This is a genomic window from Arenibacterium sp. CAU 1754 (assembly GCF_054482635.1).
Window position 1 is genome coordinate 809740 of record NZ_JBTLRG010000002.1, and the last position, 23925, is coordinate 833664.

Consider the following 23925-nt stretch of genomic DNA (forward strand, 5'->3'; position numbering starts at 1 on the left):
AGATTTTCACCGAGTTGAATGAAAATTCGCGTATTTATGGGCAGGACTCTGTTTTTGAATGATAATTTTTCTCTCAACGCCCGGATTGCATCAAACAGCTGATCCGCCAACCGTCAAACCGTCCATCAAAACCGTTGGCTGGCCGACGCCCACAGGCACCCATTGCCCCTCTTTTCCGCAATTGCCGATGCCGGGGTCTAGTTTCATGTCATTGCCAAGAGCGCGGATATGTTTGAGCGCCGTTGCGCCATCGCCGATCAGCGTTGCGCCCTTGACCGGTGCGCCGACCTTGCCGTTGTGGACGCGATAGGCCTCGGTGCAGGAAAAGACGAACTTGCCATTGGTGATGTCGACCTGTCCGCCGCCAAAGCCCACGGCGTAAATCCCGTCCTTGATATCGGCCACCAGATCGGCCGGATCGGCATCACCGCCCAGCATATAGGTGTTGGTCATGCGCGGCATCGGTTTATGAGCATAGCTCTGTCGCCGCCCGTTCCCGGTGGGATCAACGCCCATGAGACGCGCATTCTGACGGTCCTGCATATAGCCGACCAGAATACCGTCTTCGATCAGGACATTGCGCCGCGACGGGGTGCCTTCGTCATCCACGTTGATCGATCCGCGCCGATCCGGGATCGTGCCGTCATCCAGAACCGTGACCCCCTTTGCGGCGACACGCTGGCCCATCAGCCCGGCAAAGGCGCTGGCGCCCTTGCGGTTGAAATCGCCTTCCAATCCGTGACCAACCGCCTCGTGCAGCAGAATACCGGGCCAGCCCGGCCCCAAAGCAACCTCCATGACGCCCGCGGGGGCGGGAACGGCCTCGAGGTTGACGAGCGCAATTCGCAGCGCTTCGCGGACCTTTTCCTGCCAGTCGGCCGGATCGATCAGCCCGTTCAGCATCACACGGCCACCGCCGCCCATGCTTCCGGTTTCGCGTCGCCCGTCCTGTTCGACGATGACCGATACGTTCACCCGCGTCATCGGGCGCACATCACGGACCGACACGCCATCGGGGCGCAAAATCTCGATTTCCTGCAACGAAGCGGCCAGCATCGCAGACACCTGCACCACGCGATTGTCCAGATCGCGGGCAAAAGCATCGATTTCGCGCAGCGTGTCGATCTTGACCGGGAAGGCGACGCCAGAAATCGGATCTTCGTCGGAATAAAGGCGCATGTTCGTCGGTTGCGGCGGATCGGCCAGCGTGCCGCCGCCGTTCCCGACAGCCAGCCGGGCGGTTTCGCTCGCCCGTCTCAGGGCCGACATGCTCATTTCCGTTGAATGGGCATATCCGGCTACTTCGCCGCGAACCGCGCGCAGGCCGAATCCTTCGGACGAATCATAGCTGGCGTTCTTGAGGCGCCCGTCATCGAACAGCAGGGATTCGGATTTGCGGCGTTCCATGAACAATTCGCCATCATCCGCCCCCAAAGTCGCATCGCGCAGCTGAGACAGCGCCTCATCCCGCGGAAGCACGGTTTCTAACGGTCTGAAAGGGGTGGCGGACATGCAGTCGGACCTCATATATTGATCTAAATCAAAAAAAGCGTCCGTTTGACGCAAGCAGATGGCTTTATCTGACAGACGGAATATGATTTCTACGTGCAGCAAAGACAACGGGGCCGGTGTGTTTTTCGTGAACCGCCAGTCAGCAACGACAAAATCGATCAACCGATCAGGACATGACATGAAGACTGCTTTGACGCTTTCTGGGCTTTTTACCGCCCTTTCGGCCCTGCCAGTAATGGCGCAGGACGGGCTTGAATCCATCGGCAAACCGACCAACGGTGCAATGGGCTTCCAACAGGCTGCCAGCGAGTTGGCGCATGATCTGCAATGGCTTGATGGGCTGATTCTGGTCATCATCACCGCGATCTGCGTGTTCGTGACCGCTCTGCTGATCTATGCAATCGTGCGGTTCAACAGCCGGGCCAACCCCAAGGCGGCCACCTTTACCCACAACACCCCGATCGAAGTGGCATGGACTATCATTCCGATCTTCATCCTGGTGCTGATCGGCGCGTTCTCGCTGCCCGTTCTGTTCAAACAGCAGGAAATTCCCGAAGGCGACATCACCATCAAGGTGACCGGATACCAGTGGTACTGGGGCTATGAATATGTCGATCACGACTTCGCTTTTGACAGCTACAAGCTGGAAAAAGAGGACCTGGCTGAATACGGCTACTCCGAGGATGAATATCTGCTGGCCACCGACACCGCGGTTGTCGTTCCGGTTGGCAAGACTATCGTTATGCAGGTCACCGGCGCGGACGTGATCCATTCCTGGACCATCCCGTCCTTTGGCGTAAAGCAGGACGCCGTGCCTGGCCGTCTGGCCGAGCTGTGGTTCGCCGCCGATAAGGAAGGCATCTATTTCGGCCAGTGTTCCGAACTTTGTGGCAAGGATCACGCCTATATGCCGATCACCGTCAAAGTGGTCAGCGAAGCCGCCTATGAGGAATGGCTGCAGGGCGCGATCGAAGAATATGCCGGCACGCCGCAGGCCCTCACCGTGGCGGCAGCCGACTGAACGGACCATCGTGGCGCGCCCTTTTGCGCACCACGTTTTCGCACAGGGCGCTTAAAAACGCGGCCCTGATGTCAAAGGAAACCGGATGAGCGACATCAGCTATTCAAGCGGCGTGCAGGAAAACGAGGCGTCTTTTGGCGACTATTTTGCCCTGCTCAAGCCGCGCGTCATGTCCCTTGTTGTCTTCACGGCCTTTGTCGGTCTGATGGCGGCCCCCGTTCCGGTTCATCCAATGATCGGGTTCTGCGCAATTCTGTTCATCGCCATCGGTGGCGGTGCATCCGGTGCATTGAACATGTGGTGGGACGCAGATATCGACCGCGTCATGCGCCGCACCCGCAACCGGCCCATCCCGTCTGGCAAGGTACAGCCGGGCGAGGCAATGGCGCTTGGCGTTGCGCTGTCGGGAATGGCGGTTGTCATGCTGGCGCTGGCGACGAATATCCTGGCCGGTGCGCTGCTGGCATTCACGATCTTCTTTTATGTCGTCATCTATTCCATGTGGCTCAAGCGGTCGACACCGCAGAACATCGTCATCGGCGGGGCCGCAGGCGCGTTTCCTCCGCTGGTCGGCTGGGTTGCGGCCACCGGGTCGATGGCGATTGAACCCTGGTTGATGTTCGCAATCATCTTCATGTGGACGCCGCCGCACTTCTGGGCGCTGGCGCTGTTCATGCGCTCGGATTACGACGATGCCGGCGTGCCGATGCTGACGGTCACCCACGGGCGCCGCGCCACCCGGGCACATATCCTGATCTACACGATCCTGCTGGCGGCTCTGGCCATCGGCGCCGGGTTTACCGGTATCGGCGGTCCGATCTATCTGACCGTTGCCGTGATCCTGAATGCGATGTTCCTGTTGGGTGCGCTACGCATCTGGCGCCGGAACGAAGACGACTCGGAAGCGGATAATTTCGCGGTTGAGCGCGGTTTCTTCAAGCTCTCGCTGCTTTATCTGTTCCTGCACTTCGGCGCCATTCTGGCTGAGTCGCTGTTGAAACCCTACGCATTGGGGGGCTGGGTATGAGTCTGAAGCCGACCCACGAATTGCATCATCGGCGGTTTGGCCGAAACTTGGGCGTTGCCATTGTCCTGGTCGCTTTCATTTCGATCGTGTTTGGCCTGACTGTCGTCAAGGTAACAAACGGCGGTTTTGAACCGCCGCGAGGCGAGGTTCAGAACTGATGGCGATTTCGGGCCCCGGTAAAACCGTTGTTCAACTTGTTGGCGTCGTTGTTGTCATGGGCGGCCTGGCTTGGGCGTCGGTCCCGTTTTATAACTGGTTCTGCAAGGTCACGGGCTTTGGCGGGGTGCCAGCCGTGGCCGAGGCTGGTTCGGAACAGATTCTGGACAAGACCATCAAGATCCGCTTTGACGCGTCACTTGAGCGGGACATGCCCTGGACCTTCAAGCCGGTCGAACGGACGATGGAACTGAAGATCGGCGAAACCGGTCTGGCCTTTTACGAAGCGCATAACCCGACGGACCGCCCGATCGCCGGTTCCGCCGCCTATAACGTTTTCCCGTATGAGGCTGGTGGCTATTTCACCAAAATCCAGTGTTTCTGTTTCGAAGAACAGGTGCTGGAACCGGGTGAAACCGTCCAGATGCCGGTGACGTTCTACGTTGACCCGGAAATCGTGAATGACATGGACGCAAAGTACGTGCATGCAATCACGCTGAGCTATACTTTTTACGAAATCGACCTGCCCGAGGGCTATGCCGCCCTTGACGGTGGCGAGAAAACAAACCTGAACTAATGCCGCAAGGTGAGGGACACTGACATGGCGCACGCTAAAAACCACGACTATCACATTCTGAGCCCTTCGGTTTATCCGCTGCTGGGGTCGATCTTTGCCTTTGTCATGCTGTTCGGCGCCGTGCTGTGGATGCACGACTCGACCGCATACGTATTCTGGGCGGGCCTGCTGGGCGTGCTCTACACCATGTTCGGCTGGTGGTCCGAAGTGGTGAAAGAAAGCCACATCGGCGATCACACCCCTGTGGTGCGGATCGGCCTGCGCTATGGCTTTATCCTGTTCATCATGTCCGAAGTGATGTTCTTCTTCGCCTGGTTCTGGTCGTTCTTCAAACATGCCATTTATCCGATGGCCGAATACGCCGGCACCGAATACGTGCCGCCAGAGATCCACGTCGTTGATCCTTTCCACCTGCCGCTGATCAACACTCTGATCCTGCTGCTGTCAGGCTGTGCCGTGACTTGGGCGCACCACGCTCTGGTCCACAACAACGACCGCAAAGCGCTGGTTCAGGGTCTGGCCATCGGCATCATTCTGGGCATCGCGTTCACCTTCCTTCAGGCTTACGAGTACCGTGAACTGATCCTGCACGAGGGCTGGGAATTCGGTGGCGATCAGTTCTACTCGAACTTCTTCATGGCCACCGGTTTCCACGGGTTCCACGTCGTGATCGGGACGATCTTTCTGATCGTCTGTCTGATCCGCGCGATGCGCGGTGACTTTACCCCTGAACAGCATGTCGGGTTCGAGGCGGCCGCCTGGTATTGGCACTTCGTTGACGTTGTTTGGCTGTTCCTGTTCTTCGCTGTGTACCTCTGGGGTACAGCGGGCATGTAAGCTGCGCCGTTTTGCGGTTCAAAAAGCCGCTCAGGCACACTAAGAAGCATGGCGCACATCTCATCGGGATGTGCGCCTTCTTCTTTTCTCAGGGTCACGGATGATGAACCGTATCAAATTCCTACTGTTTTTCGGTCTTGCCGGAACGGCCGTTCTGGTCGCGCTCGGCGTCTGGCAGATGCAGCGCCTGGACTGGAAAGAAGGGGTGTTGAGTGAAATCGAGCAAAAGATCAAGGAAGAGCCGGTGCCTCTCCCTGATACGCCGACTACGGAAACCGACCGCTACCTGTCGGTCATCGTCGAGGGCACGATACTGCCGGGCGAACTTCATGTGCTCGTGTCGATGAAACGGGTCGGGGCAGGGTACCGCATCATCGCACCGTTCTTGACCGAGGACGGACGCCGTATTCTTTTGGACCGTGGGTTTGCGCGCCAGACCCGCAAGGATGCGGTACGTGCGCTGGGCCCGGCCCGCATCGAAGGCAACCTGCACTGGCCGCGCGAAACCGACAGTTATACCCCGGCGCCGGACCCGGTGGCCAACACATGGTTCGCGCGCGACGTCGATGCAATGGCCCGTGCCCTTGATACCGAACCGGTTCTTCTGATCGCGGCCTCGCAGACGGATGAACAGGTCGCCCCCTTGCCGGTTGATACTGCGGGCATCCCCAATGACCACTTGCAATATGCGATCACCTGGTTTTCGCTTGCCCTTATCTGGGCGGGCATGACCACCTATTTCATGTGGCGTACACGCGCCCAAAAAATCGGCTGAAGCGATGAAATATATCTCGACCCGGGGCCTGTCTCCGGAACTGAATTTTGAAGAGGTCATGCTGACCGGTCTTGCGCGCGATGGCGGGCTGTTCGTTCCGGCCGCACTGCCGCAGTTCTCGCATGACGACATCGCAACCCTGTCCGGCCTCAGCTATGAAGAAACCGCCTTTCGCGTGATGCGCCCCTTTATCGGCGATACCTTCACCGATGACGAATTCTGCGCCATCATCGACCGGGCCTATGACTGTTTTGGTCATGCCGCGCGGGCGCCGCTGGTACAGCTGGATCAGAACCATTTCCTGCTGGAGCTGTTTCATGGCCCGACATTGGCGTTCAAGGATTTTGCCATGCAGATGGTTGGACAGATGTTCCAGGCCGCGTTGGCGCGCCGGGGCGATCGGATCACCATCGTCGGGGCGACCTCGGGCGATACCGGGTCGGCGGCAATCGAGGCATTCCGCGGGCTCGACAACGTGGATGTGTTCATCCTTTACCCGCATGGCCGGGTGAGCGAGGTGCAGCGCCGCCAGATGACAACCCCGTCTGAATCGAATGTTTACGCCCTTGCCGTCGATGGCGACTTTGATGATTGCCAGGCCGCGCTCAAGGACATGTTCAATGACTTCGAGTTCCGTGACGGCGTCAAACTGGCCGGGGTGAATTCGATCAACTTTGCCCGAGTGCTGGCGCAGGTGGTCTATTATTTTTCCTCTGCCGTGTCGCTGGGCGCGCCGCATCGCAAGGTCAGCTTCACGGTGCCGACGGGCAATTTCGGCGATATCTTTGCCGGCTACATCGCCAAGGGGATGGGATTGCCGATTGATCGGCTTGTGGTCGCCACCAACCAGAATGACATCGTGCATCGCTGCCTTGTGGGGCAGGGGTATCACAAGGGGCCGACCCAACCCAGCATCAGCCCGTCGATGGATATTCAGGTCAGCTCAAACTTTGAGCGGGTTCTGTTTGACGCCTATGGGCGCGATGGCAACGCCGTGTCCCAGTTGATGGACGAACTGAAACAGGGCGGGTTCACCGTCAGCCAGGGCGCTTTGCAGTTCCTGCAGGATCACTTTGATTCGGGCCGTGCGAGCGAGGATGAAACCCTTGCCACGATCACCGATACTCTCAGGAACAGTGGCGAACTTCTTTGCCCTCATTCGGCTGTCGGCGTGAAGGTCGCGAATGAAATGCGCGATCCCAAGGTACCCATGATCACGCTGGCCACCGCCCATCCGGCCAAGTTTCCCGCCGCAGTGGAAGAGGCCAGCGGAATTCATCCGCCTCTTCCCCCACACATGTCGGATCTGTATGACAAGCCCGAGCGCGTCACGCAGATCGCCAACGACCTCGACGCGCTGAAAAGCTTTATCAAGGGGCACATCGCCAAGTGACTGTTCAACAAGATCAACTGTCCAACGGGTTTCGCATCGTCAGCGAACATATGCCCGGTCTCCAATCCGCGTCTATTGGCATCTGGGTGACGGCCGGCGGGCGGCACGAGCGGGCCGAACAGAACGGCATCGCGCATTTCCTTGAACATATGGCATTCAAGGGAACCAAGCGCCGTTCGGCCTTGCAGATTGCCGAGGCGATTGAGGATGTGGGCGGATATATCAACGCCTATACCAGCCGCGAGGTGACCGCCTATTATGCGCGGGTGTTGCAGAATGATGTGCCGCTGGCGCTGGATGTGATCGCAGACATAGTTCTGAATCCGGTTTTTGATCCGTCCGAGATTGAAATCGAACGCGGTGTGATCCTGCAGGAAATCGGTCAGGCGCATGACACGCCAGACGATGTGATCTTTGACTGGCTGCAGGAAGAAAGCTATCGCAACCAGGCATTGGGTCGGACCATTCTGGGTCCCACGGAACGCGTCAGCGCCTTTTCGCGCGATGATCTGGCCGGGTTCGTCAGGGAACATTACGGGCCGGGGCAGATGATCCTGTCGGCGGCAGGGGCGGTCGATCATGATGCGCTGGTGAAAACGGCCGAGAAATTGTTCGGCTACCTGGAACCGATCCAGTCCGGCCTAGTTTCGGTCGCCAAATTCACCGGAGGCGAAATTCGTCGTGCAAAGCCATTGGAACAGGCACATTTCGCGCTGGCCCTGGAAAGCCCTGGCTATCGCGATGACAAGATTTATACCGCCCAGATCTATTCCAGTGCACTGGGCGGGGGCATGTCTTCGCGGTTGTTTCAGGAAATCCGCGAAAACCGCGGCCTGTGTTATTCGATCTTTGCCCAGACCGGGGCCTATGACGACACGGGCATGACCACGATCTATGCTGGCACAAGTGCGGATCAGATCGAACAGCTGGCCGCGATCACCGTGGACGAGCTGAAACGCGCAGCCACGGACATGAGCCCCGAAGAGGTGGCCCGCGCCCGCGCCCAGATGAAGGCGGGAATGTTGATGGGCCTGGAAAGCCCGTCGAACCGGGCCGAGCGTCTGGCACGTCTTGTTCAGATCTGGGACACCGTTCCGACACTAGAAGACACGATTTCGCGGATCGACGCCGTCACCACCGGCGATGTGCGCGAGTTTGCCGAAACCATGGCGGCGCTGACACCGGCGGCCATGGCGCTTTACGGTCCGATTGACGCCGCCCCGACCCTGGCCGAGCTGCAGGAGAGGCGCGCCGCCTGATGCTGCCCTGATGTTGCTGGCCAAACGAAAGCTGAAAATCGAAACCGAAAGGCTGTCGTTGCGCCCGCCAGCGCATGGTGACTATCGCGCATGGTCGTCGTTGCGCCACGAAAGCGAAGAGTTTCTGACCCGGTGGGAACCAAGCTGGGCCAAGGATCATTTGTCGCGCAAGGCATTCACCAACCGCGTCTATTGGGCGCAACGCTCGGTTTCCAGCGGGTCTGCGGTGCCGCTGTTCCTGTTCCGCCGCACGGATGAGGCGCTGGTCGGGGCGATCACGCTCGACAATATCCGGCGCGGTCCGGCACAGGCGGGCACGCTGGGGTATTGGACCGGTCGGCCTTTCGCCCGCCAGGGCTACATGCGCGAGGCGATTGGCGCTGTGGTCCACCATGCCTTTACCCGGTTGGATCTGTCGCGGATCGAAGCCGCCTGTCTTCCCGAAAACGCGGCATCGCGCGGGTTGCTGGAATGTTCGGGTTTCAAATACGAAGGCGTGGCGCAATCCTATCTTCAGATCGACGGGCGGTGGCGCACCCATGTTCTGTACGCGTCCCTGCGCAGTGACCGTCGCGGGCGGACCGAAGCGGGCTGAACCGGGGCGGTTTTCACGCCTTTGCGCGGATAAACGCGATTTTTGGCTGACAAACAGCCCGCGCGCCTTATCATTCAGTCATGGTTCGCCTCATCCACAGATGTGTGGCGTTGATCCTTGTCCTTCTGCCGGCCCTGGCGGCCGCGCAGGATCGGCGCCCAAGCCACTGTATCGCCATCGCCGATGCGGCGCCGGGGATGACCTTTGTGCACAAGGCGGCGTGGCAGGACCCGTTACCGGATCACACGGTGCGTCTCCATTACATTTCCCATGCCAGCTTTCTTCTTCAGACGCAGGGCGGGTTGAACATTGTGACGGATTACACCGGTTTTCTGGGCACGGCCGACCTGATCCCGGATGTGGTCACGATGAACCATGCGCATGAAACCCATTGGACCGCCGTCCCCGATCCGGCCATCCCGCATGTTCTGCCCGGGTGGGGCGCGTTTGGCGAAGGGATCGATCACTACCTCGACTTGGGCGAGGTCCTGGTGCGCAACGTGTCCACTGACATCCGGTCCCGGTTTGGCGGGGTCGAGGATCGGGGGAATTCGATTTTCGTGTTCGAGGTTGCAGGCCTGTGCATCGGGCATCTGGGCCATCTTCACCACGTTCCCAATGATGAGCAGTTTGCCGCCCTTGGCCGTCTGGATGTGGTCATGGCCGCGGTTGACGGTGGGACGACCATGCCCTTGCCCGAAATGATCGAGGTCCTCAAACGTCTGAAATCCTCAGTCGTGATCCCGATGCACTGGTTCAGTGGCTTCGCGCTTGAGGAATTTCTGCAAGGCATATCGGGCGAATTTCTTGTGCAGCGTCCCGGCACATCGTCGATCGAAGTGTCGCTGCGCAGCTTGCCATCCCGTCCGACCGTGGTTGTTCTGCGGCCCCGTTACCTGACCCAGCCCTGACGCACCGCGCCGTTTCCCGCCTTGCACAAGGGGGGACCATTGGGCATTTATGAGCCCATGACACTTACCCCCGCAGACGCGCAGTTCGCCGCCCGACTTCGTGACCTTCTCCCCGACGGTGTCTTGAGCGATGCCGCGCCGCGCTATCTTGAGGAACCGCGCGGAAGGTTTCAGGGGCAGCCGGGTTTGTTGGCACTGCCGCGCAACACCGGGGAGGTCGCAACACTTGTCCGGGCGGCCAGTGCGGCTGGGGTTGGCGTCGTGCCATATGGCGGCGGCACGGGCCTTGTCGGTGGGCAGCTGGCCCCGGACGGACCGCTGCCGTTGATCGTATCGCTCGAGCGCATGAACGCCATCCGCGCCGTTTACCCGCAGGAGAATGTCCTGATCGCCGAGGCGGGTGCGATTCTGGCGGATGTCCAATCCGCCGCGCAGGATCATCACCGGCTGTTTCCGCTGTCGCTCGCTTCGGAAGGATCCGCGCGGATCGGTGGGAACCTTTCGACCAATGCAGGCGGTGTGAATGTCCTGCGCTATGGCAATACGCGCGATCTGTGCCTGGGGCTTGAGGCGGTCATGCCCGATGGCAGCATCTGGAACGGATTGACGCGCCTGCGCAAGGACAACACGGGGTATGATCTGCGCAACCTGTTGATCGGGGCCGAGGGCACATTGGGGATCATCACCGCTGCGGCGCTGAAACTGGCGCCGATCCCGGCCGGGCAGGGCACGGCGCTGATCGTCGTTCCCTCGCCCCAGGCGGCGCTTGAGCTGCTGTCGCTGGCGCGGGAACGCATGGGCGAGGGGATCAGCGCCTTTGAACTGATGCACCGGCAGGGTTTTGACTTTCTCAGGGAAACGTTGCCCGACATTCGTCAACCCTTTGCCGAGCCGCCCGAATGGAGCGTGCTGATCGATGTCGGTCTGGCCCGGGGGCTGGATCCGGCCGATGCGCTGGCCGCCCTTTTCGAGGATGCGCTGGAGCGCGGTTTGGCCAGCGATGGTGTCATCGCCCAGTCCGAGACACAGGCAAATGAACTCTGGACCGTGCGCGAACAGATTCCCGAAGCGAACCGCAAGGTCGGGTCAGTCTCGAGCCACGATATTTCCCTGCCTTTGGGCGAATTGCCCCGGTTCATCGAGACCGCACCATCGGTTATTGCCGGGTTCGGGTCCTTTCGCATCAACTGCTTTGGTCACCTTGGCGATGGCAACCTGCATTACAACGTCTTTCCCCAGCAGGGACACAACCGCAGAGAATATGACAACGTGCGCGGCGCGGTCAAAAACGCGATTTACGATCTGGTCGCTGACATGGGCGGTTCGATGAGCGCGGAGCACGGGGTCGGGCGGCTCAAGGTCGAAGACCTTGAACGCTATGGCGATCCGACGAAACTGGCCATGATGCGCGCGATCAAATCTGCGATGGACCCCAAGGGCATCATGAACCCCGGGGCGATCCTGCGTTAGGCGTTATTCGCCCTCGAATGCACAGAGCGCATGCACGTCCATTCCGAGGTCTTCCAGAACCTTGCGCCCGCCCAGATCGGGCAGATCGATGACAAAGGCACAGGACACGATTTCTCCGCCCAGCCGTTCGATCAGCTTGATCCCGGCTGCTGCCGTGCCGCCCGTCGCCAGCAGATCATCGACGACCAGAATCTTTTCGCCGGGCTGGATCGCGTCATCGTGGATTTCAACGATCGCTTCACCATATTCCAGCTTGTAATCCTGACTAATGGTGGTGCCGGGCAGTTTGCCTTTCTTGCGGATCGGAACAAACCCGACGGACAGTTGGTGCGCAATTGCCCCTCCCAGGATGAAACCGCGCGCCTCAAGCCCGACAACCGTGTCGATCTGCGCCCCGGCATAGGGGTGCAGCATCTGATCGATCGCCATGCGGAAGCCGCGTGCATCGGCAAACAGGGTGGTCACGTCGCGGAACATGATCCCTTCGTGCGGGAAATCGACGATGGTGCGGATGTAGTCCTTGACGGTTTTCATGGGCGTCCTTTCAATACGCGCGGCGCAGGGCGGCAGTCGGCAGGTTTCGGGCGCATCGCCGGCTCGGTCCGGGGCATGCCGCTTATACCTTCCAGACAGGTGCACAAACTGCAAGTCGGCAGTGTGAAACCGGTCACAGACGTTCTTCCGGAAAACGTGGAATACACCGGTCATTGAACGATTCTGATTTCAGTTAAATAATTAGGAGATACGACATGTTCCGCATTTTCCTGTGCACCGTCTTTCTAGCTGCATCTCAGGGGGTATTCGCCCAGGATCAGCAACCCGAGCGGCCCCAATGCCCCGAAACCCACTATCCATGCGGCCAAGACAGCTGCTGTTCTCGCTGAGGGAGGGTGACATGCCTTATGCAAAGAGAATAATGGCCACGGCGCTTTTGATCTTTTCCGGCCTTCTCGCCTATACGTGGCTGACTGGCGTGTCGGACGGCGACATCTATGCCTATCACCGGGCCGATTTCCGGACCGGCGACCGCCAGTTGGTGCCTGGCAGCATCGCGGCGGTGTCGCCCAAGGGTAATATCAGTGAGATCTGCTCACTCAAGGCACAGGGGCTGGCCGAGAGCGGGGTGCAGACCTCGCTTTATTACAACGTGTTGCGCGAAGACTTTCCCAGCTACGTGAAATCGATCCAGATCGTTGCCTGGATGCTGGGCGACCCCGGGGAGCCGTCCGATGAGGTAATGATTGAGCTGGACGCCGACAAGGTTCCGTCAACGGGGCGCAAGTTTACCGGCGGCGAGATGGTGATCAAGAACCTGGCGCAGGCCAATACGTTCAACGAACCCGATTGCGAGGAGCGCATGGCCTGGCATCTGAGCAACGGCTACAAGGTTTGCACAGTTCGCATGTCGCTGAACAAGGCCGTGCTGGATAACTCCGGAACCATCCGTGTGCGGACCGTCGCGGTTGCTTTTGCCGAGCATTCGAATTTCGTTGGGCCGAGTACCTTCAAGAAGGCCGAAGTGCCGTATAACAAGGTCGCGAAGCGCGCCAACGGCAAATCCTGCGAAGGTGGGTCGCTGCCCTGGACAGCAAAGCTGCGCCGGTCGCTGGAGATCATCGACCGTGTTCCGCTGCCCACCTGAGACACGCGTGGCAGGGCTGAACGGGGCGCGTTTCTAGATCACGCGTCCCGCAACCGCGTCTAGCTTGGCCACCATTTCGGGGTCGCGGGCATCGGGGGCTGTCAGGATCGCGAATTCCAGCGCCCTGTCGCATCCATGCGGGCAAGGCGCGCGGTCAGCGCCCAGCAGGTCGGGCAGGCGGGCGACCATGTCGCGCCCCTTGTCCGCGTTGCCGGTCAGGGTGGCGATGATCTGGGAGATGTCCACCTCGCCGTGGTCGGGGTGCCAGCTGTCATAATCGGTGATCATGGCCACACTGGCATAACAAAGCTCTGCCTCGCGGGCGAGTTTGGCCTCGGGCATATTGGTCATTCCGATCACGTCACAGCCCCAGGACTCGCGGTACATGCGCGACTCGGCCAGGGTTGAAAACTGCGGTCCCTCCATTGCCAGATAAGTGCCGCCGCGATGCACGGTGATTCCGGCGTCCCGGGCGGCGGTTTCACAGGCATCGCCCAGTCGCGGGCAAGTGGGGTGCGCCATGCTGACATGGCCGACGCACCCGGTGCCAAAGAACGATTTTTCGCGCGCAAACGTGCGGTCAATGAATTGATCCACAATGACAAAATCGCCGGGCGCCATGTGTTCGCGGAACGACCCGCAGGCGCTGACGCTGATCACATCCGTGGCGCCCAGCCGTTTCAAGGCGTCGATATTGGCCCGATATGGCACCGTGGTCGGGGAATGCACATGGCCCCGCCCGTGGCGCGGCAGAAACACCATGTCGACACCATTCAGATGCCCGGTCAGCAACTGATCGCTGGGCGCGCCCCATGGACCTTCGACCGACACCCACTGGGCCTCTTCCAGCCCGTCGATATCGTAAATGCCCGATCCGCCAATCACCGCGATTTTGGTTTTTGTCATGGTCTTTCCTGCCTTTGCCAATGCGGCGCAGACTGGCCGCCGGTTTGGGTAAAATCAAGCGCCTCTCGGGGATATGACTTGGTGCGTGTTGCGCATGGCCGCGAAACACAGCTGTCTCTGGTATTTCCGTGGCCAATACGTTAGTCACCCGCCATCGCGCGAAGAAAACTTTCAGGACATTCCATGCACAAGGCCCTTTTGGCGTCTTTCGCCAAACGTCTCGCTATTCCCGACCTGCAATTGAACCCAACCGCCGGGCTCACGCCGGCCCGCTGGCGGATTGAGCTGCTTTCCGGGTTGACCGTCGCCCTTGCGCTGGTCCCCGAGGCGGTGGCCTTTGCCTTTGTTGCTGGGGTTCACCCGCTGGTGGGGCTTTATGCGGCCTTTCTGGTTGGTCTGATCACGGCGTTGATCGGTGGCCGCCCCGGCATGATCTCGGGCGCAACCGGCGCGCTGGCCGTGGTCATGGTTGCACTGGTCGCCGATCACGGCGTCGAATACCTGTTCGCCACTGTCGTTTTGATGGGGATTTTGCAGATAATTGCCGGGGTCATGCAGTGGGGCAAATTCATCCGCCTTGTGCCGCACCCTGTGATGCTTGGCTTTGTGAACGGTCTGGCCATCGTGATTTTCCTGGCCCAGCTGACCCAGTTCAAGGTGCCCGGAACCGTTGAAAACACCGGTCATGGCGCCGGGGGCGGCGAATGGTTGTCCGGTCAGCCGCTTTTCCTGATGCTGGGCCTCGTCGGGGCAACCATGGCCATCATCTGGCTGACCCCACGCATTACCAAGGTTATTCCCGCCCCCCTTGCCGGTATCGGCATCGTTGCAGCGGTCGTGATCGGGTTTGGGCTGGATGTGCCGCGTGTTGGCGACATGGCCTCGATCAAGGGCGGATTGCCCACGTGGCACGTGCCGATGGTCCCGCTCAACTGGGAAACGTTCGAGATCATTTTGCCCTATGCCGTCATCCTTGCCGCGATTGGCCTGATCGAAAGCCTTTTGACCCTGAACCTTGTCGGCGAAATGACCGGCAAGCGGGGCGGCGCCAGCCAGGAATGCATTGCCCAGGGGCTGGCCAATACCGTGACCGGGTTCTTTGGCGGCATGGGCGGCTGTGCAATGATCGGCCAGTCGATGATCAACGTGAAATCGGGCGGGCGCACCCGTATCGCCGGGATCGCAGCGGCCCTGTTCTTGCTGATTTTCATCCTGTTTGCCGCTCCGGTGATCGAACTGATCCCGCTGGCCGCACTGGTCGGGGTGATGTTCATGGTGGTAATCGGGACCTTTGCCTGGAACTCGCTCACCATCCTGCGCCGCGTTCCGCTGACCGATGCGTTTGTGACGGTTCTCGTGACCGTCGTGACGGTGATGGAGGACCTTGCCGTCGCGGTGGTTGTCGGTGTGATCGTCTCGGCGCTGGCCTATGCCTGGAATAATGCGCGCCGCATTCATGCGAATACGCATTTCACCCCCGAGGGCGCCCGTGTCTACAGTGTGCAGGGGCCGCTGTTCTTTGGCTCCAGCGAAGGCTTCGTGGAATTGTTTGATCCCAAGAATGACCCCGACGCAGTGATCGTCGACTTTGCCGACAGCCGCGTTGTGGACCAGTCCGCCCTGCAGGCGATCGAGGCCGTGGCCCTGAAGTACGAGGCCGAGGGCAAGCAGATCGTGCTGCGCCACCTCAGCCGCGACTGCCACACCCTGCTGACCAAGGCCGGGCACCTGATGGTCGACAGCGACGATGACCCTGATTACGAACTGGCCGTCAATTACACGGTCAGAACGGGCATTCTGGGCGGTCACTGACCGCCCAAACCGTCACTTTTCGTCGGGGCGGGCCAGTTCGAACACGTCCGTGACATGGGTGTAATCTCGGTATCCCAACCGGGCCAGCGGCTGGAACGTCGTGACGTCGAACCGCCCGTCGCGGATGCAATCGTCGCGCATATGCACGCCGGTCACTTCGCCCAAAACCAGACGGTTGTTTTCACCGGGCAACGTGATGATGTCGGTCAGCTTGCATTCAAGTGCCGCCGGAGCGTTGGCAACGCGGGCGCAATTGATCGTTTCGCATTCGACCTTGGTCAGGCCCGCGCGGTCAAATTCATCCACCTCTTTGCCCAGCATTTCGGAGGTGACGTTCATCACGTCCCGCGCGCTGTACTCCACGATGTTCACACAGAACACGCCGGTTTCGCGAATGTTGGCGACGCTGTCCTTGGTGTCGTCGCGATCGGGTTTGGCGCTGGTCGATGAAAACATGACCTGCGGCGGCACATAGGCGATGGCGTTGAAGAACGAATAGGGCGCCAGATTGTCCGACCCGTCCGATCCCCGGCTGGAAATCCAGCCGATGGGGCGGGGGGTGACAATGGCGTTGAACGGATTGTGGGGCAGGCCGTGGCCGTCTTCCGGGCGGTAGAACATTCTTCTCTCCTGATATTTGCCCAAGTCGTAACGCCGTGTTAGGGCGAATTCCACCAGATACCCCAAGAATTGGCGCAAATCGTGATTGAGCTTAAGCCTGAAACCAAAAACGACTGGTGGGAGGTCGAAGCCTTGTTCGATTTGTGTTTCGCGCCGGGGCGCGAGGCGCTGTCCTCTTATCGTTTGCGTGACGGTGTTCCGCCCGTCGAAGGGCTGTCATTGGTGGCACGCGACGAAACGGGCATTCTGGCCGGTGCGATCCGGTTCTGGCCCGTCCGCGTCGGCGGGGCCGAGGCGCTTTTGCTGGGGCCGGTGGCCGTGCACCCCACGCATCAGGGCGAGGGTCTTGGCGCGGTGCTGATCCGCGACGGTCTGGCCGCCGCCCGGGCCGCGGGGTGGGCGCGCGTGATGCTGGTGGGGGATGCCCCCTATTATTCGCGCTTCGGATTTGAAAAACTCGATGACGTCGAAATGCCGCCGCCGACCAACCCCGACCGGGTTCTGGGGCAGGATCTTGTTCCCGGCTCTTGGGCCGGCGTGCAGGGTATGGTCACCCAATGGTCCCCGGCTGAACATTGAAAAAAGCCTCGCGCGACCCGATCTTGATACAAGATGCAGGAGATTCACGTGAATGACATTGTAACGCTTGAGCCTGTCGATCTGGACAGCGAACTTGACCAATTGGCCGCGCGGTACAAGGCCGCCAGCGGTTTGGGGGTGCAGGCGCTCACCGCCTTGGGCGGGCAGGCAGAAAACCTGATCGACCGGTTGCCAAGCTCTGTCCGCGACCGATTGGGCGATGCAACCGAGCGTGCTCTGACCCTGGCGATGCAGGCGGCGCAACACTCGCGCACACATGTCCCGGATCAGAAGGAATGGATAAACACTGCGGTTTCCGCCGCAATGGGCGCCGCTGGCGGGTTTGGCGGATTGCCGACCGCCTTGGTCGAACTTCCGGCAACAACGACGCTGTTGTTGCGGTCCATTCAGGGCGCGGCAGCCGAAAACGGGTTCGATCCCTCCGAGGAAAGCGTGCAATTCGATTGCATCCGCGTCTTTTCCGCCGCCGGCCCATTGGCCGATGACGATGGGGCCGATCTGGGGTTTGTGTCCGTTCGCATGACCCTGACTGGCGGGGCCATGCAGAAACTGATCGCAACGGTCGCGCCGCGCCTGGCGACGGTTCTGGGTCAGAAACTGGCGGCACAAACGGTTCCTGTGCTGGGCGCGTTTGCCGGCGCGACGGCAAATTACGTCTACACCGGCTATTATCAGCAGATCGCACATGTGCATTTCGGGCTGCGCCGTTTGGCAATTGATGCCGATGTTCCCCATGATGAGCTTGTCCAGCGGCTGGAATCGCGGCTGCGGAAAAAATTGGAATAGAATTGCGGATCATATTGTGTTGGTGTTGTGTGAACACACCAGATGTCGGAACATTCCGCGAAACATGAGATGATATTTCAATGGCTGGCCAGTCCGCTTCCTTGAAAGAGACAAAACGCAAAACCGCGCAGCGCAGGGTGAAACAGCTTCCCATTCGGACGCGGACGTCACGCAAGGGCGATGTGCGCACGCAGTTTGCGGCGCTGTGCTATCGCGTGAAACAGGGCAAACTGAAAATCCTTCTGGTCACGTCGCGCGGCAGCGGTCGCTGGATCGTTCCCAAAGGATGGCCGATGGACAAACAGACCCCCGCCGCCGCCGCCGCGCAGGAAGCCTGGGAAGAGGCTGGCGTCGTAGGCAAGGCGCAGGATCGGTGTCTGGGGCTCTATTCATACCTCAAGACGATGGAAAACGGGAAACAGCAACTTCCCTGCGTGGCGATGGTCTATCCTGTGCTTGTCCAGTCACTGGCCGCGGATTTCCCGGAAAAGGATCAGCGCCGCCGCAAATGGTTTTCCCCGCGTAAGGCCGCGGCGCGCGTCGCGGAACCTGAACTTGCCCGGATGTTGCGCGATTTCGACCCGGGTATGCTGCACTGAGCCGGATTTCACTTGAACTTGGTTCCCTTGGCGATATCTAAAAACTGTTACCTTGCGCGAGTATGAGATGATCCAATACTCTCTGAAATGTGCCGAAGGGCACACGTTTGACAGCTGGTTCCAGTCCGCCGATGCCTTTGATCGCCTTGCGGCATCGGGCATGGTTGTTTGCGCTGTCTGCGGTGGTGACAAGGTCGAAAAGGCAATCATGACGCCACGGGTCCGCGCCGCACGCGATGCGACACCGTCCAAGTCCGACGCGGGTGCCCTGAGTGCTCCGGCATCGCCTGCCGAGCAGGCACTGGTTGAATTTCGCCGCAAGATCGAAAAAAATGCCGATTACGTTGGCAGCAATTTCAGCAAGGAAGCCCGCGCAATGCACGAAGGCACCGCGCCGGAACGTGCCATCTATGGCGAGGCGCGGCTGGATGAGGCGCGCAAACTGGTCGAAGATGGCGTGCCGGTGGCACCGCTTCCGTTTCTGCCCAACCGAAAGACGAACTGATACATGCAAGTTGTCATCACCGGCGCCAATCGCGGCATTGGCGCGGCCCTGGCCGAAACCCACCGAAACGCAGGCCATACCGTGACAGGAACCGCGCGCGACGGCAGTTGCGATGTCACGCTTGATGTGTCCCAACCGGACCAGTTTGATCGTCTGACCAGTCAATTGTCAGGGCAGCCAATCGATCTTTTGATCTGCAACGCCGGTGTCTACCTCGACAAGGGGCAACCGCTGGCGACCGGCTATCCGCCGCACATGTGGGCGGACAGTTTTGCGGTCAATGTAACCGGGGTATTTCTGACCGTTCAGAGCCTGCTGGGGAACCTGAAACAGGCAAAAACCCCAAAAATTGCAGTCATTTCTTCGCAGATGGCCTCGGACACTCACGCACCCGGAGGTAGCTACATCTACCGTGCGTCCAAGGCGGCAGTCCTGAACCTTGGGCGTAACTTGGCCAGTGATCTGCGCGCCGACGGCATTGCCGTGGGCATCTATCATCCCGGGTGGGTGCAAACCGATATGGGGGGCGGTGCGGCCGATATCGATGTGGGCACTGCCGCGCAGGGGCTGACAGCGCGGTTTGCGGACCTGTCGCTGGAAACGACGGGCTGTTTTGAGACTTGGGACGGGCGCACGCACGATTACTGACCGCGTGGTCCCGAATTGGCCCGATCTGCATCACTCCCCGTGTCATTGTTCCATGGCTTGGAAATCCAGTTGCTCTTGGGCGGCGGCGCGCGTAAACCCGGCGCGGTCTTTGGGACGAAGGAAATACCATGCCTGTTCTGGTGATGAAATTTGGTGGCACCTCGGTTGCGACGCTCGACCGGATCAAACGCGCGGCAAAACGTGTCGGCGTTGAGGTTGCCAAGGGGTACGATGTCATCGTCATCGTGTCCGCCATGTCGGGCAAAACCAATGAATTGGTTGGCTGGGTCAACGAAACCTCGCCGCTGTTTGATGCCCGCGAATACGACGCGGTTGTGTCCAGCGGCGAAAACATCACGGCGGGCCTGATGGCCCTGACCCTGCAGGAAATGGATGTTCCGGCCCGCAGCTGGCAGGGCTGGCAGGTGCCGGTGCGCACCACCAGTGCGCACGCTTCGGCCCGGATCGAAGAGATCCCGACCGAAAATATCACGGCCAAATTCGGCGAAGGCATGCGCGTGGCTGTGGTCGCCGGGTTCCAGGGGGTCAGCCCCGAGGGCCGGATCACCACCTTGGGGCGCGGCGGATCCGACACCACCGCCGTGGCCTTTGCTGCCGCTTTCGGGGCGGAACGCTGTGACATCTACACCGACGTGGACGGCGTTTACACGACCGACCCGCGCATCTGTTCCAAGGCGCGCAAGCTCGACAAGATCGCCTTCGAAGAAATGCTGGAACTGGCCAGCCTTGGCGCCAAGGTGCTTCAGACCCGTTCGGTCGAACTGGCCATGCGGTACCGGGTGCGGCTGAGGGTGCTGTCGAGTTTCGAAGAACAATCAGACAACGCAGGAACACTGGTCTGCGATGAGGAGGATATCATGGAATCCAATGTTGTGGCCGGTGTGGCCTATTCCCGCGACGAGGCCAAGCTGACCCTTTTGTCGGTTGCGGACCGTCCCGGCATTGCCGCGACCATCTTTACTGCGCTGTCGGATGCGGGCGTGAACGTCGACATGATCGTTCAGAACATCAGCGAAGAGGGGCGCACCGACATGACCTTTTCCTGCCCCACCGATCAGGTCGCCCGCGCCGAGGTTGCGCTGGCCGAAACCAAGGAACAGGGCGTTCTGAATTTTGGTGAACTGATTGCCGACAAGGATGTGGCGAAGGTTTCCGTGGTTGGCATCGGCATGCGCAGTCACACGGGCGTCGCCGCCAAAATGTTCCGCGTGCTGTCGGACGAAGGCATTAACATCAAGGTCATTACAACTTCCGAGATAAAAATTTCCGTTCTGATCGACCGGAAATACATGGAACTTGCGGTGCAAGCCCTGCATGATGCGTTTGAACTGGACAAGGCGGCCTGAGCAGGAATGCTCCGGGTCGGCGACTTGGGGGCATAAACGGGCAAATGTCTGAACGCACGGAATCAGAAAGTCGCAAGCTTCTCGGGCGGTTGCGCGATGCCATGGCCAGCGATATCGCGGGCCAGGCGCGTCTTGACCGCATTACCCATCTGATTGCCGACAGCATGGGGACCGAGGTGTGCTCGGTCTATCTGTTCCGGGACGACGAAACGCTCGAGCTTTGCGCGACCGAAGGCCTGAAGGCTGAAGCGGTACACCAAACCCGCATGCGTCTGGGCGAAGGGCTGGTTGGACGCGTTGCGCGCTCGGGCCAGGTGATAAACACACCCGATGCGCCGTCTGAAAAAGGGTTCCGATATATGCCCGAAACGGGCGAGGAACGATATTCTTCCTTCCTGGGCGTGCCGATTCAGCGATTGGGCGAAAAACTGGGCGTGCTGGTCGTGCAGTCGCGCGAGGCGCGTGAATTTTCAGCCGATGAACAATATGCGCTCGAAGTGGTCGCCATGGTGCTCGCCGAAATGACCGAGCTGGGCGCCTTTTTGGGCGAGGGCGCGGCCCTGTCCGCCCGCCATCAGCAACCGGTCCTCATGCGGGGCACCACAGGACAGGAAGGCGCAGCCGAAGGGCACGTCTGGCTGCATGAACCCCGTGTGGTGGTCTCTAATCCGATCGCCGATGATCCGCACCGCGAACTGGAGCGTCTGAACGAAGCCGTCGAACAATTGCGCGTCGGCGTCGACAAGATGCTCGAAATTTCGCGCAGCGGTGACAAAGAACAGCTTCAGGTGCTTGAGGCGTATCGCATGTTCGCCAATTCCAAGGGCTGGATGCGGCGTATGGAAGAGGACATCAGCCGCGGGCTGAGCGCTGAGGCTGCGGTTGAAAAAGAACAGTCCCAGGCCCGCGCGCGCATGGGGCAAGTCCAGGACAGCTATCTGCGGGAACGGCTTAGTGATCTGGATGATCTTTCGAACCGTCTTTTGCGGATTCTGACGGGGCAGGGGGCCGAAACCGGGGCCGAAATGCCCGCCGATCCGATCCTGATCGCCCGCAATATCGGGCCCGGCGACCTGCTGGAATATGGCCGTAGCCTGCGGGGGATCGTGCTTGAGGAAGGCTCGGTTGGCAGTCACGCGGCCATCGTTGCCCGCGCTCTTGCCATTCCGCTGGTGGTTCACGCCTCGCGTATCACGACCGAGGCGCTTAATGGCGATCACATTATGGTCGACGGCGACCAGGGCGTGGTTCACCTGCGCCCGGATGATACCGTCGTCAGCGCATTCCGCGACAAGATCGCGATGCAGGCACAGGCCCAGGAACGGTTTGCGTCGATCCGGGACAAGCCGGCCATAACGAAATGCGGGCAGCGGATCAGCCTGCACATGAATGCCGGTCTGATGGCCGATCTGCCGTCGCTTGAAAGTTCGGGTGCCGAGGGCGTTGGTCTTTTTCGGACGGAACTTCAATTCCTTGTGCGCAACCAGATGCCCAAACGTTCGGAACTCAGCGCGCTGTATGCACGGGTTCTGGATTCGGCCAAGGGCAAGCGCGTGGTGTTTCGCACGCTGGATATCGGGTCGGACAAGGTGCTGCCCTATCTGAAACCGAATGATGAACCCAACCCGGCGCTGGGCTGGCGTGCCATCCGTGTCGGGCTGGACAAGCCCGGTATCATGCGGATGCAATTGCAGGCCTTGTTGCGCGCTGCGAACGGGCGGCCCTTGTCGGTGATGTTCCCGTTTGTCGCGCAGTTCGAAGAATACAGAGCCGCGCGCGTCGAGTTGGACAAAACCATCGCAGGCGAGCAGAAACTCGGCCACATCCTCCCCGAAACGATCGAGGTCGGGGCGATGCTGGAAACCCCGTCGCTGGCCTTTGCTCCGCAGAAATTCTTTGACGAGGTCGAATTCATCTCGATCGGCGGCAATGACCTCAAGCAGTTCTTTTTTGCGGCTGACCGCGAAAACGAACGCGTGCGCCGGCGGTATGATACACTGAATGTCAGCTTCCTCAGCCTGATTGAACGGATCGTCGAGCGCTGTGCAACCTCCAACACGCCGGTGTCTTTCTGTGGCGAAGACGCGGGCCGCCCGATCGAGGCGCTGTGTTTCGCCGCCATCGGGATCCGCAGCCTGTCGATGCGACCGGCCTCGATCGGCCCGGTCAAAAGCCTGTTGCTCCGCGCCGATCTGGAGGAGGTGCGCAAGATCATCACCGATGCCCGCCACCGGGGCGAACAATCGGTACGCCCCGCTATGATGGAATGGCTGCGCGCACAGAGCTGAGCCTGTTTCCGATGTGCCCATCAAAGGCGGCTGTCATGCAGCGCAGGGACAACAGGGCGTGATCCAGCGGTTGGACCAGCTTACCATAATGGAATTCTGTTCGATTTTCGGTCGTTGTGAGCGTTGAATCAGCGCCGGTGCGCCCTCGTCATTGACCGTCCGGTGGCCCGAGAATGATTGAGGTATTCAGCACCAAGCACATGTTTGACCCAGTTATCCACACCGAAACGGTGTGGGGTGCCATCAAGGCGGGCAAAAAAGATTGTCAAAATCGAATAAACAATGCGCTTCTGTTCAGATATTTTCGGCAAGAACTTCAAAAAAACAACACCGGGAAAATTTTATTCACAGGTACACTCCTTAGCTGTGGAAAGTTTTGTGGGTAATCTGCGCCTTGCCTCGAGGTCCAACGCGGTCTCTTGAAGTATCGTCCATCGAAATCGCGATATTTGCAGCGATCCATGAACTGGCTGGTCTTATAAAACCTCTCAAAAGTCATGTGTTATTAGCACGGTAAAGCGTTGTCTTGAGGTTGCTTTGCAGTCCGAACATCGCCTCAGCCCGTATGACTTGACGGATTGCTTCCCGACGGGGTCAACTCGCACGACAAACGCGGTG

General features: G+C 59.9%; 24 protein-coding genes. 20 read left to right on the forward strand and 4 right to left on the reverse strand.

The window, feature by feature from the left end:
- Positions 1-90: 90 nt before the first annotated feature.
- On the reverse strand, positions 91-1512 hold the full coding sequence (tldD, locus tag ACXYMO_RS10720) for a metalloprotease TldD (RefSeq protein ID WP_458878685.1): 1422 nt from the start codon (positions 1510-1512) through the stop codon (positions 91-93).
- A gap of 178 nt (positions 1513-1690) precedes the next feature.
- Between tldD and coxB the strand changes: the two genes are divergently transcribed.
- The 11 genes from coxB to ACXYMO_RS10775 all read left to right on the forward strand — a co-directional run bounded on the left by coxB (position 1691) and on the right by ACXYMO_RS10775 (position 11533).
- Positions 1691-2533, forward strand: a complete 843-nt coding sequence (gene coxB, locus ACXYMO_RS10725) for a cytochrome c oxidase subunit II (RefSeq protein ID WP_458878686.1) — start codon at positions 1691-1693, stop codon at positions 2531-2533.
- Between the two features lie 85 nt (positions 2534-2618).
- The gene (gene cyoE / locus ACXYMO_RS10730) at positions 2619-3560 is read left to right on the forward strand and encodes a heme o synthase (RefSeq protein WP_458878687.1); all 942 of its coding nucleotides are present in this window, start codon (positions 2619-2621) and stop codon (positions 3558-3560) included.
- On the forward strand, positions 3557-3718 hold the full coding sequence (locus ACXYMO_RS10735) for a hypothetical protein (protein ID WP_458878688.1): 162 nt from the start codon (positions 3557-3559) through the stop codon (positions 3716-3718). The genes cyoE and ACXYMO_RS10735 overlap by 4 nt, the downstream gene beginning before the upstream one ends.
- Entirely contained in the window at positions 3718-4293 is a 576-nt protein-coding gene (locus ACXYMO_RS10740) for a cytochrome c oxidase assembly protein (RefSeq protein ID WP_458878689.1), read from the forward strand. Before ACXYMO_RS10735 ends, ACXYMO_RS10740 begins: the two co-directional genes overlap by 1 nt.
- Positions 4294-4317: 24 nt before the next feature.
- Positions 4318-5130 carry a cytochrome c oxidase subunit 3 gene (locus tag ACXYMO_RS10745; RefSeq protein ID WP_458878690.1) on the forward strand — a complete coding sequence of 271 codons (813 nt, stop codon included), beginning with the start codon at positions 4318-4320 and terminating at the stop codon, positions 5128-5130.
- A 103-nt stretch (positions 5131-5233) separates the two neighbouring features.
- A complete protein-coding gene (locus ACXYMO_RS10750; RefSeq protein WP_458878691.1) occupies positions 5234-5905 on the forward strand; it encodes an SURF1 family protein in 672 nt (223 codons plus the stop codon).
- Between the two features lie 4 nt (positions 5906-5909).
- A complete protein-coding gene (gene thrC / locus ACXYMO_RS10755) occupies positions 5910-7298 on the forward strand; it encodes a threonine synthase (RefSeq protein WP_458878692.1) in 1389 nt (462 codons plus the stop codon).
- Positions 7295-8557 (forward strand): M16 family metallopeptidase, encoded by a 1263-nt coding sequence (locus tag ACXYMO_RS10760; RefSeq protein WP_458878693.1) that lies wholly within the window; start codon positions 7295-7297, stop codon positions 8555-8557. The genes thrC and ACXYMO_RS10760 overlap by 4 nt, the downstream gene beginning before the upstream one ends.
- 10 nt (positions 8558-8567) lie before the next feature.
- A complete protein-coding gene (locus tag ACXYMO_RS10765) occupies positions 8568-9152 on the forward strand; it encodes a GNAT family N-acetyltransferase (protein WP_458878694.1) in 585 nt (194 codons plus the stop codon).
- A gap of 80 nt (positions 9153-9232) precedes the next feature.
- Positions 9233-10063 carry an MBL fold metallo-hydrolase gene (locus ACXYMO_RS10770; RefSeq protein WP_458878695.1) on the forward strand — a complete coding sequence of 277 codons (831 nt, stop codon included), beginning with the start codon at positions 9233-9235 and terminating at the stop codon, positions 10061-10063.
- A gap of 57 nt (positions 10064-10120) precedes the next feature.
- Positions 10121-11533 (forward strand): FAD-binding oxidoreductase, encoded by a 1413-nt coding sequence (locus ACXYMO_RS10775; protein WP_458878696.1) that lies wholly within the window; start codon positions 10121-10123, stop codon positions 11531-11533.
- Positions 11534-11536: 3 nt separating this feature from the next.
- Here the strand turns inward: ACXYMO_RS10775 and ACXYMO_RS10780 are convergent, their stop codons facing one another.
- Positions 11537-12067 (reverse strand): adenine phosphoribosyltransferase, encoded by a 531-nt coding sequence (locus tag ACXYMO_RS10780; RefSeq protein ID WP_458878697.1) that lies wholly within the window; start codon positions 12065-12067, stop codon positions 11537-11539.
- 361 nt (positions 12068-12428) lie between these two features.
- On the opposite strand from ACXYMO_RS10780, the gene ACXYMO_RS10785 reads away from it, so the two are divergent.
- The gene (locus tag ACXYMO_RS10785; protein WP_458878698.1) at positions 12429-13175 is read left to right on the forward strand and encodes a hypothetical protein; all 747 of its coding nucleotides are present in this window, start codon (positions 12429-12431) and stop codon (positions 13173-13175) included.
- Positions 13176-13208: 33 nt separating this feature from the next.
- Here ACXYMO_RS10785 and ACXYMO_RS10790 read toward each other — a convergent pair whose 3' ends face one another.
- Positions 13209-14081 (reverse strand): S-methyl-5'-thioadenosine phosphorylase, encoded by an 873-nt coding sequence (locus ACXYMO_RS10790; RefSeq protein ID WP_458878699.1) that lies wholly within the window; start codon positions 14079-14081, stop codon positions 13209-13211.
- A 183-nt stretch (positions 14082-14264) separates the two neighbouring features.
- On the opposite strand from ACXYMO_RS10790, the gene ACXYMO_RS10795 reads away from it, so the two are divergent.
- Positions 14265-15893 carry a SulP family inorganic anion transporter gene (locus ACXYMO_RS10795; RefSeq protein ID WP_458878700.1) on the forward strand — a complete coding sequence of 543 codons (1629 nt, stop codon included), beginning with the start codon at positions 14265-14267 and terminating at the stop codon, positions 15891-15893.
- 12 nt (positions 15894-15905) lie between these two features.
- Here ACXYMO_RS10795 and ACXYMO_RS10800 read toward each other — a convergent pair whose 3' ends face one another.
- The gene (locus tag ACXYMO_RS10800; RefSeq protein ID WP_458878701.1) at positions 15906-16514 is read right to left on the reverse strand and encodes a flavin reductase family protein; all 609 of its coding nucleotides are present in this window, start codon (positions 16512-16514) and stop codon (positions 15906-15908) included.
- A gap of 81 nt (positions 16515-16595) precedes the next feature.
- Here ACXYMO_RS10800 and ACXYMO_RS10805 point away from each other — a divergent pair, with 81 nt between their 5' ends.
- From ACXYMO_RS10805 to ptsP, 7 genes are all read left to right on the forward strand, one after another.
- The gene (locus ACXYMO_RS10805) at positions 16596-17093 is read left to right on the forward strand and encodes a GNAT family N-acetyltransferase (RefSeq protein WP_458878702.1); all 498 of its coding nucleotides are present in this window, start codon (positions 16596-16598) and stop codon (positions 17091-17093) included.
- Positions 17094-17126: 33 nt separating this feature from the next.
- Complete coding sequence (locus ACXYMO_RS10810; protein WP_458878703.1) at positions 17127-17900, forward strand: EcsC family protein; 774 nt, start codon at positions 17127-17129, stop codon at positions 17898-17900.
- A 137-nt stretch (positions 17901-18037) separates the two neighbouring features.
- Complete coding sequence (locus ACXYMO_RS10815; RefSeq protein ID WP_458878704.1) at positions 18038-18499, forward strand: NUDIX hydrolase; 462 nt, start codon at positions 18038-18040, stop codon at positions 18497-18499.
- A gap of 67 nt (positions 18500-18566) precedes the next feature.
- Positions 18567-19004 (forward strand): DUF1178 family protein, encoded by a 438-nt coding sequence (locus ACXYMO_RS10820; RefSeq protein WP_458878705.1) that lies wholly within the window; start codon positions 18567-18569, stop codon positions 19002-19004.
- Positions 19005-19007: 3 nt separating this feature from the next.
- On the forward strand, positions 19008-19652 hold the full coding sequence (locus tag ACXYMO_RS10825) for an SDR family NAD(P)-dependent oxidoreductase (protein ID WP_458878706.1): 645 nt from the start codon (positions 19008-19010) through the stop codon (positions 19650-19652).
- A 128-nt stretch (positions 19653-19780) separates the two neighbouring features.
- Positions 19781-21019 carry an aspartate kinase gene (locus tag ACXYMO_RS10830; RefSeq protein WP_458878707.1) on the forward strand — a complete coding sequence of 413 codons (1239 nt, stop codon included), beginning with the start codon at positions 19781-19783 and terminating at the stop codon, positions 21017-21019.
- Between the two features lie 44 nt (positions 21020-21063).
- Positions 21064-23307: a phosphoenolpyruvate--protein phosphotransferase gene (gene ptsP, locus ACXYMO_RS10835; RefSeq protein WP_458878708.1), complete on the forward strand. Its 2244-nt coding sequence runs from the start codon at positions 21064-21066 to the stop codon at positions 23305-23307.
- Positions 23308-23925 lie beyond the last annotated feature (618 nt).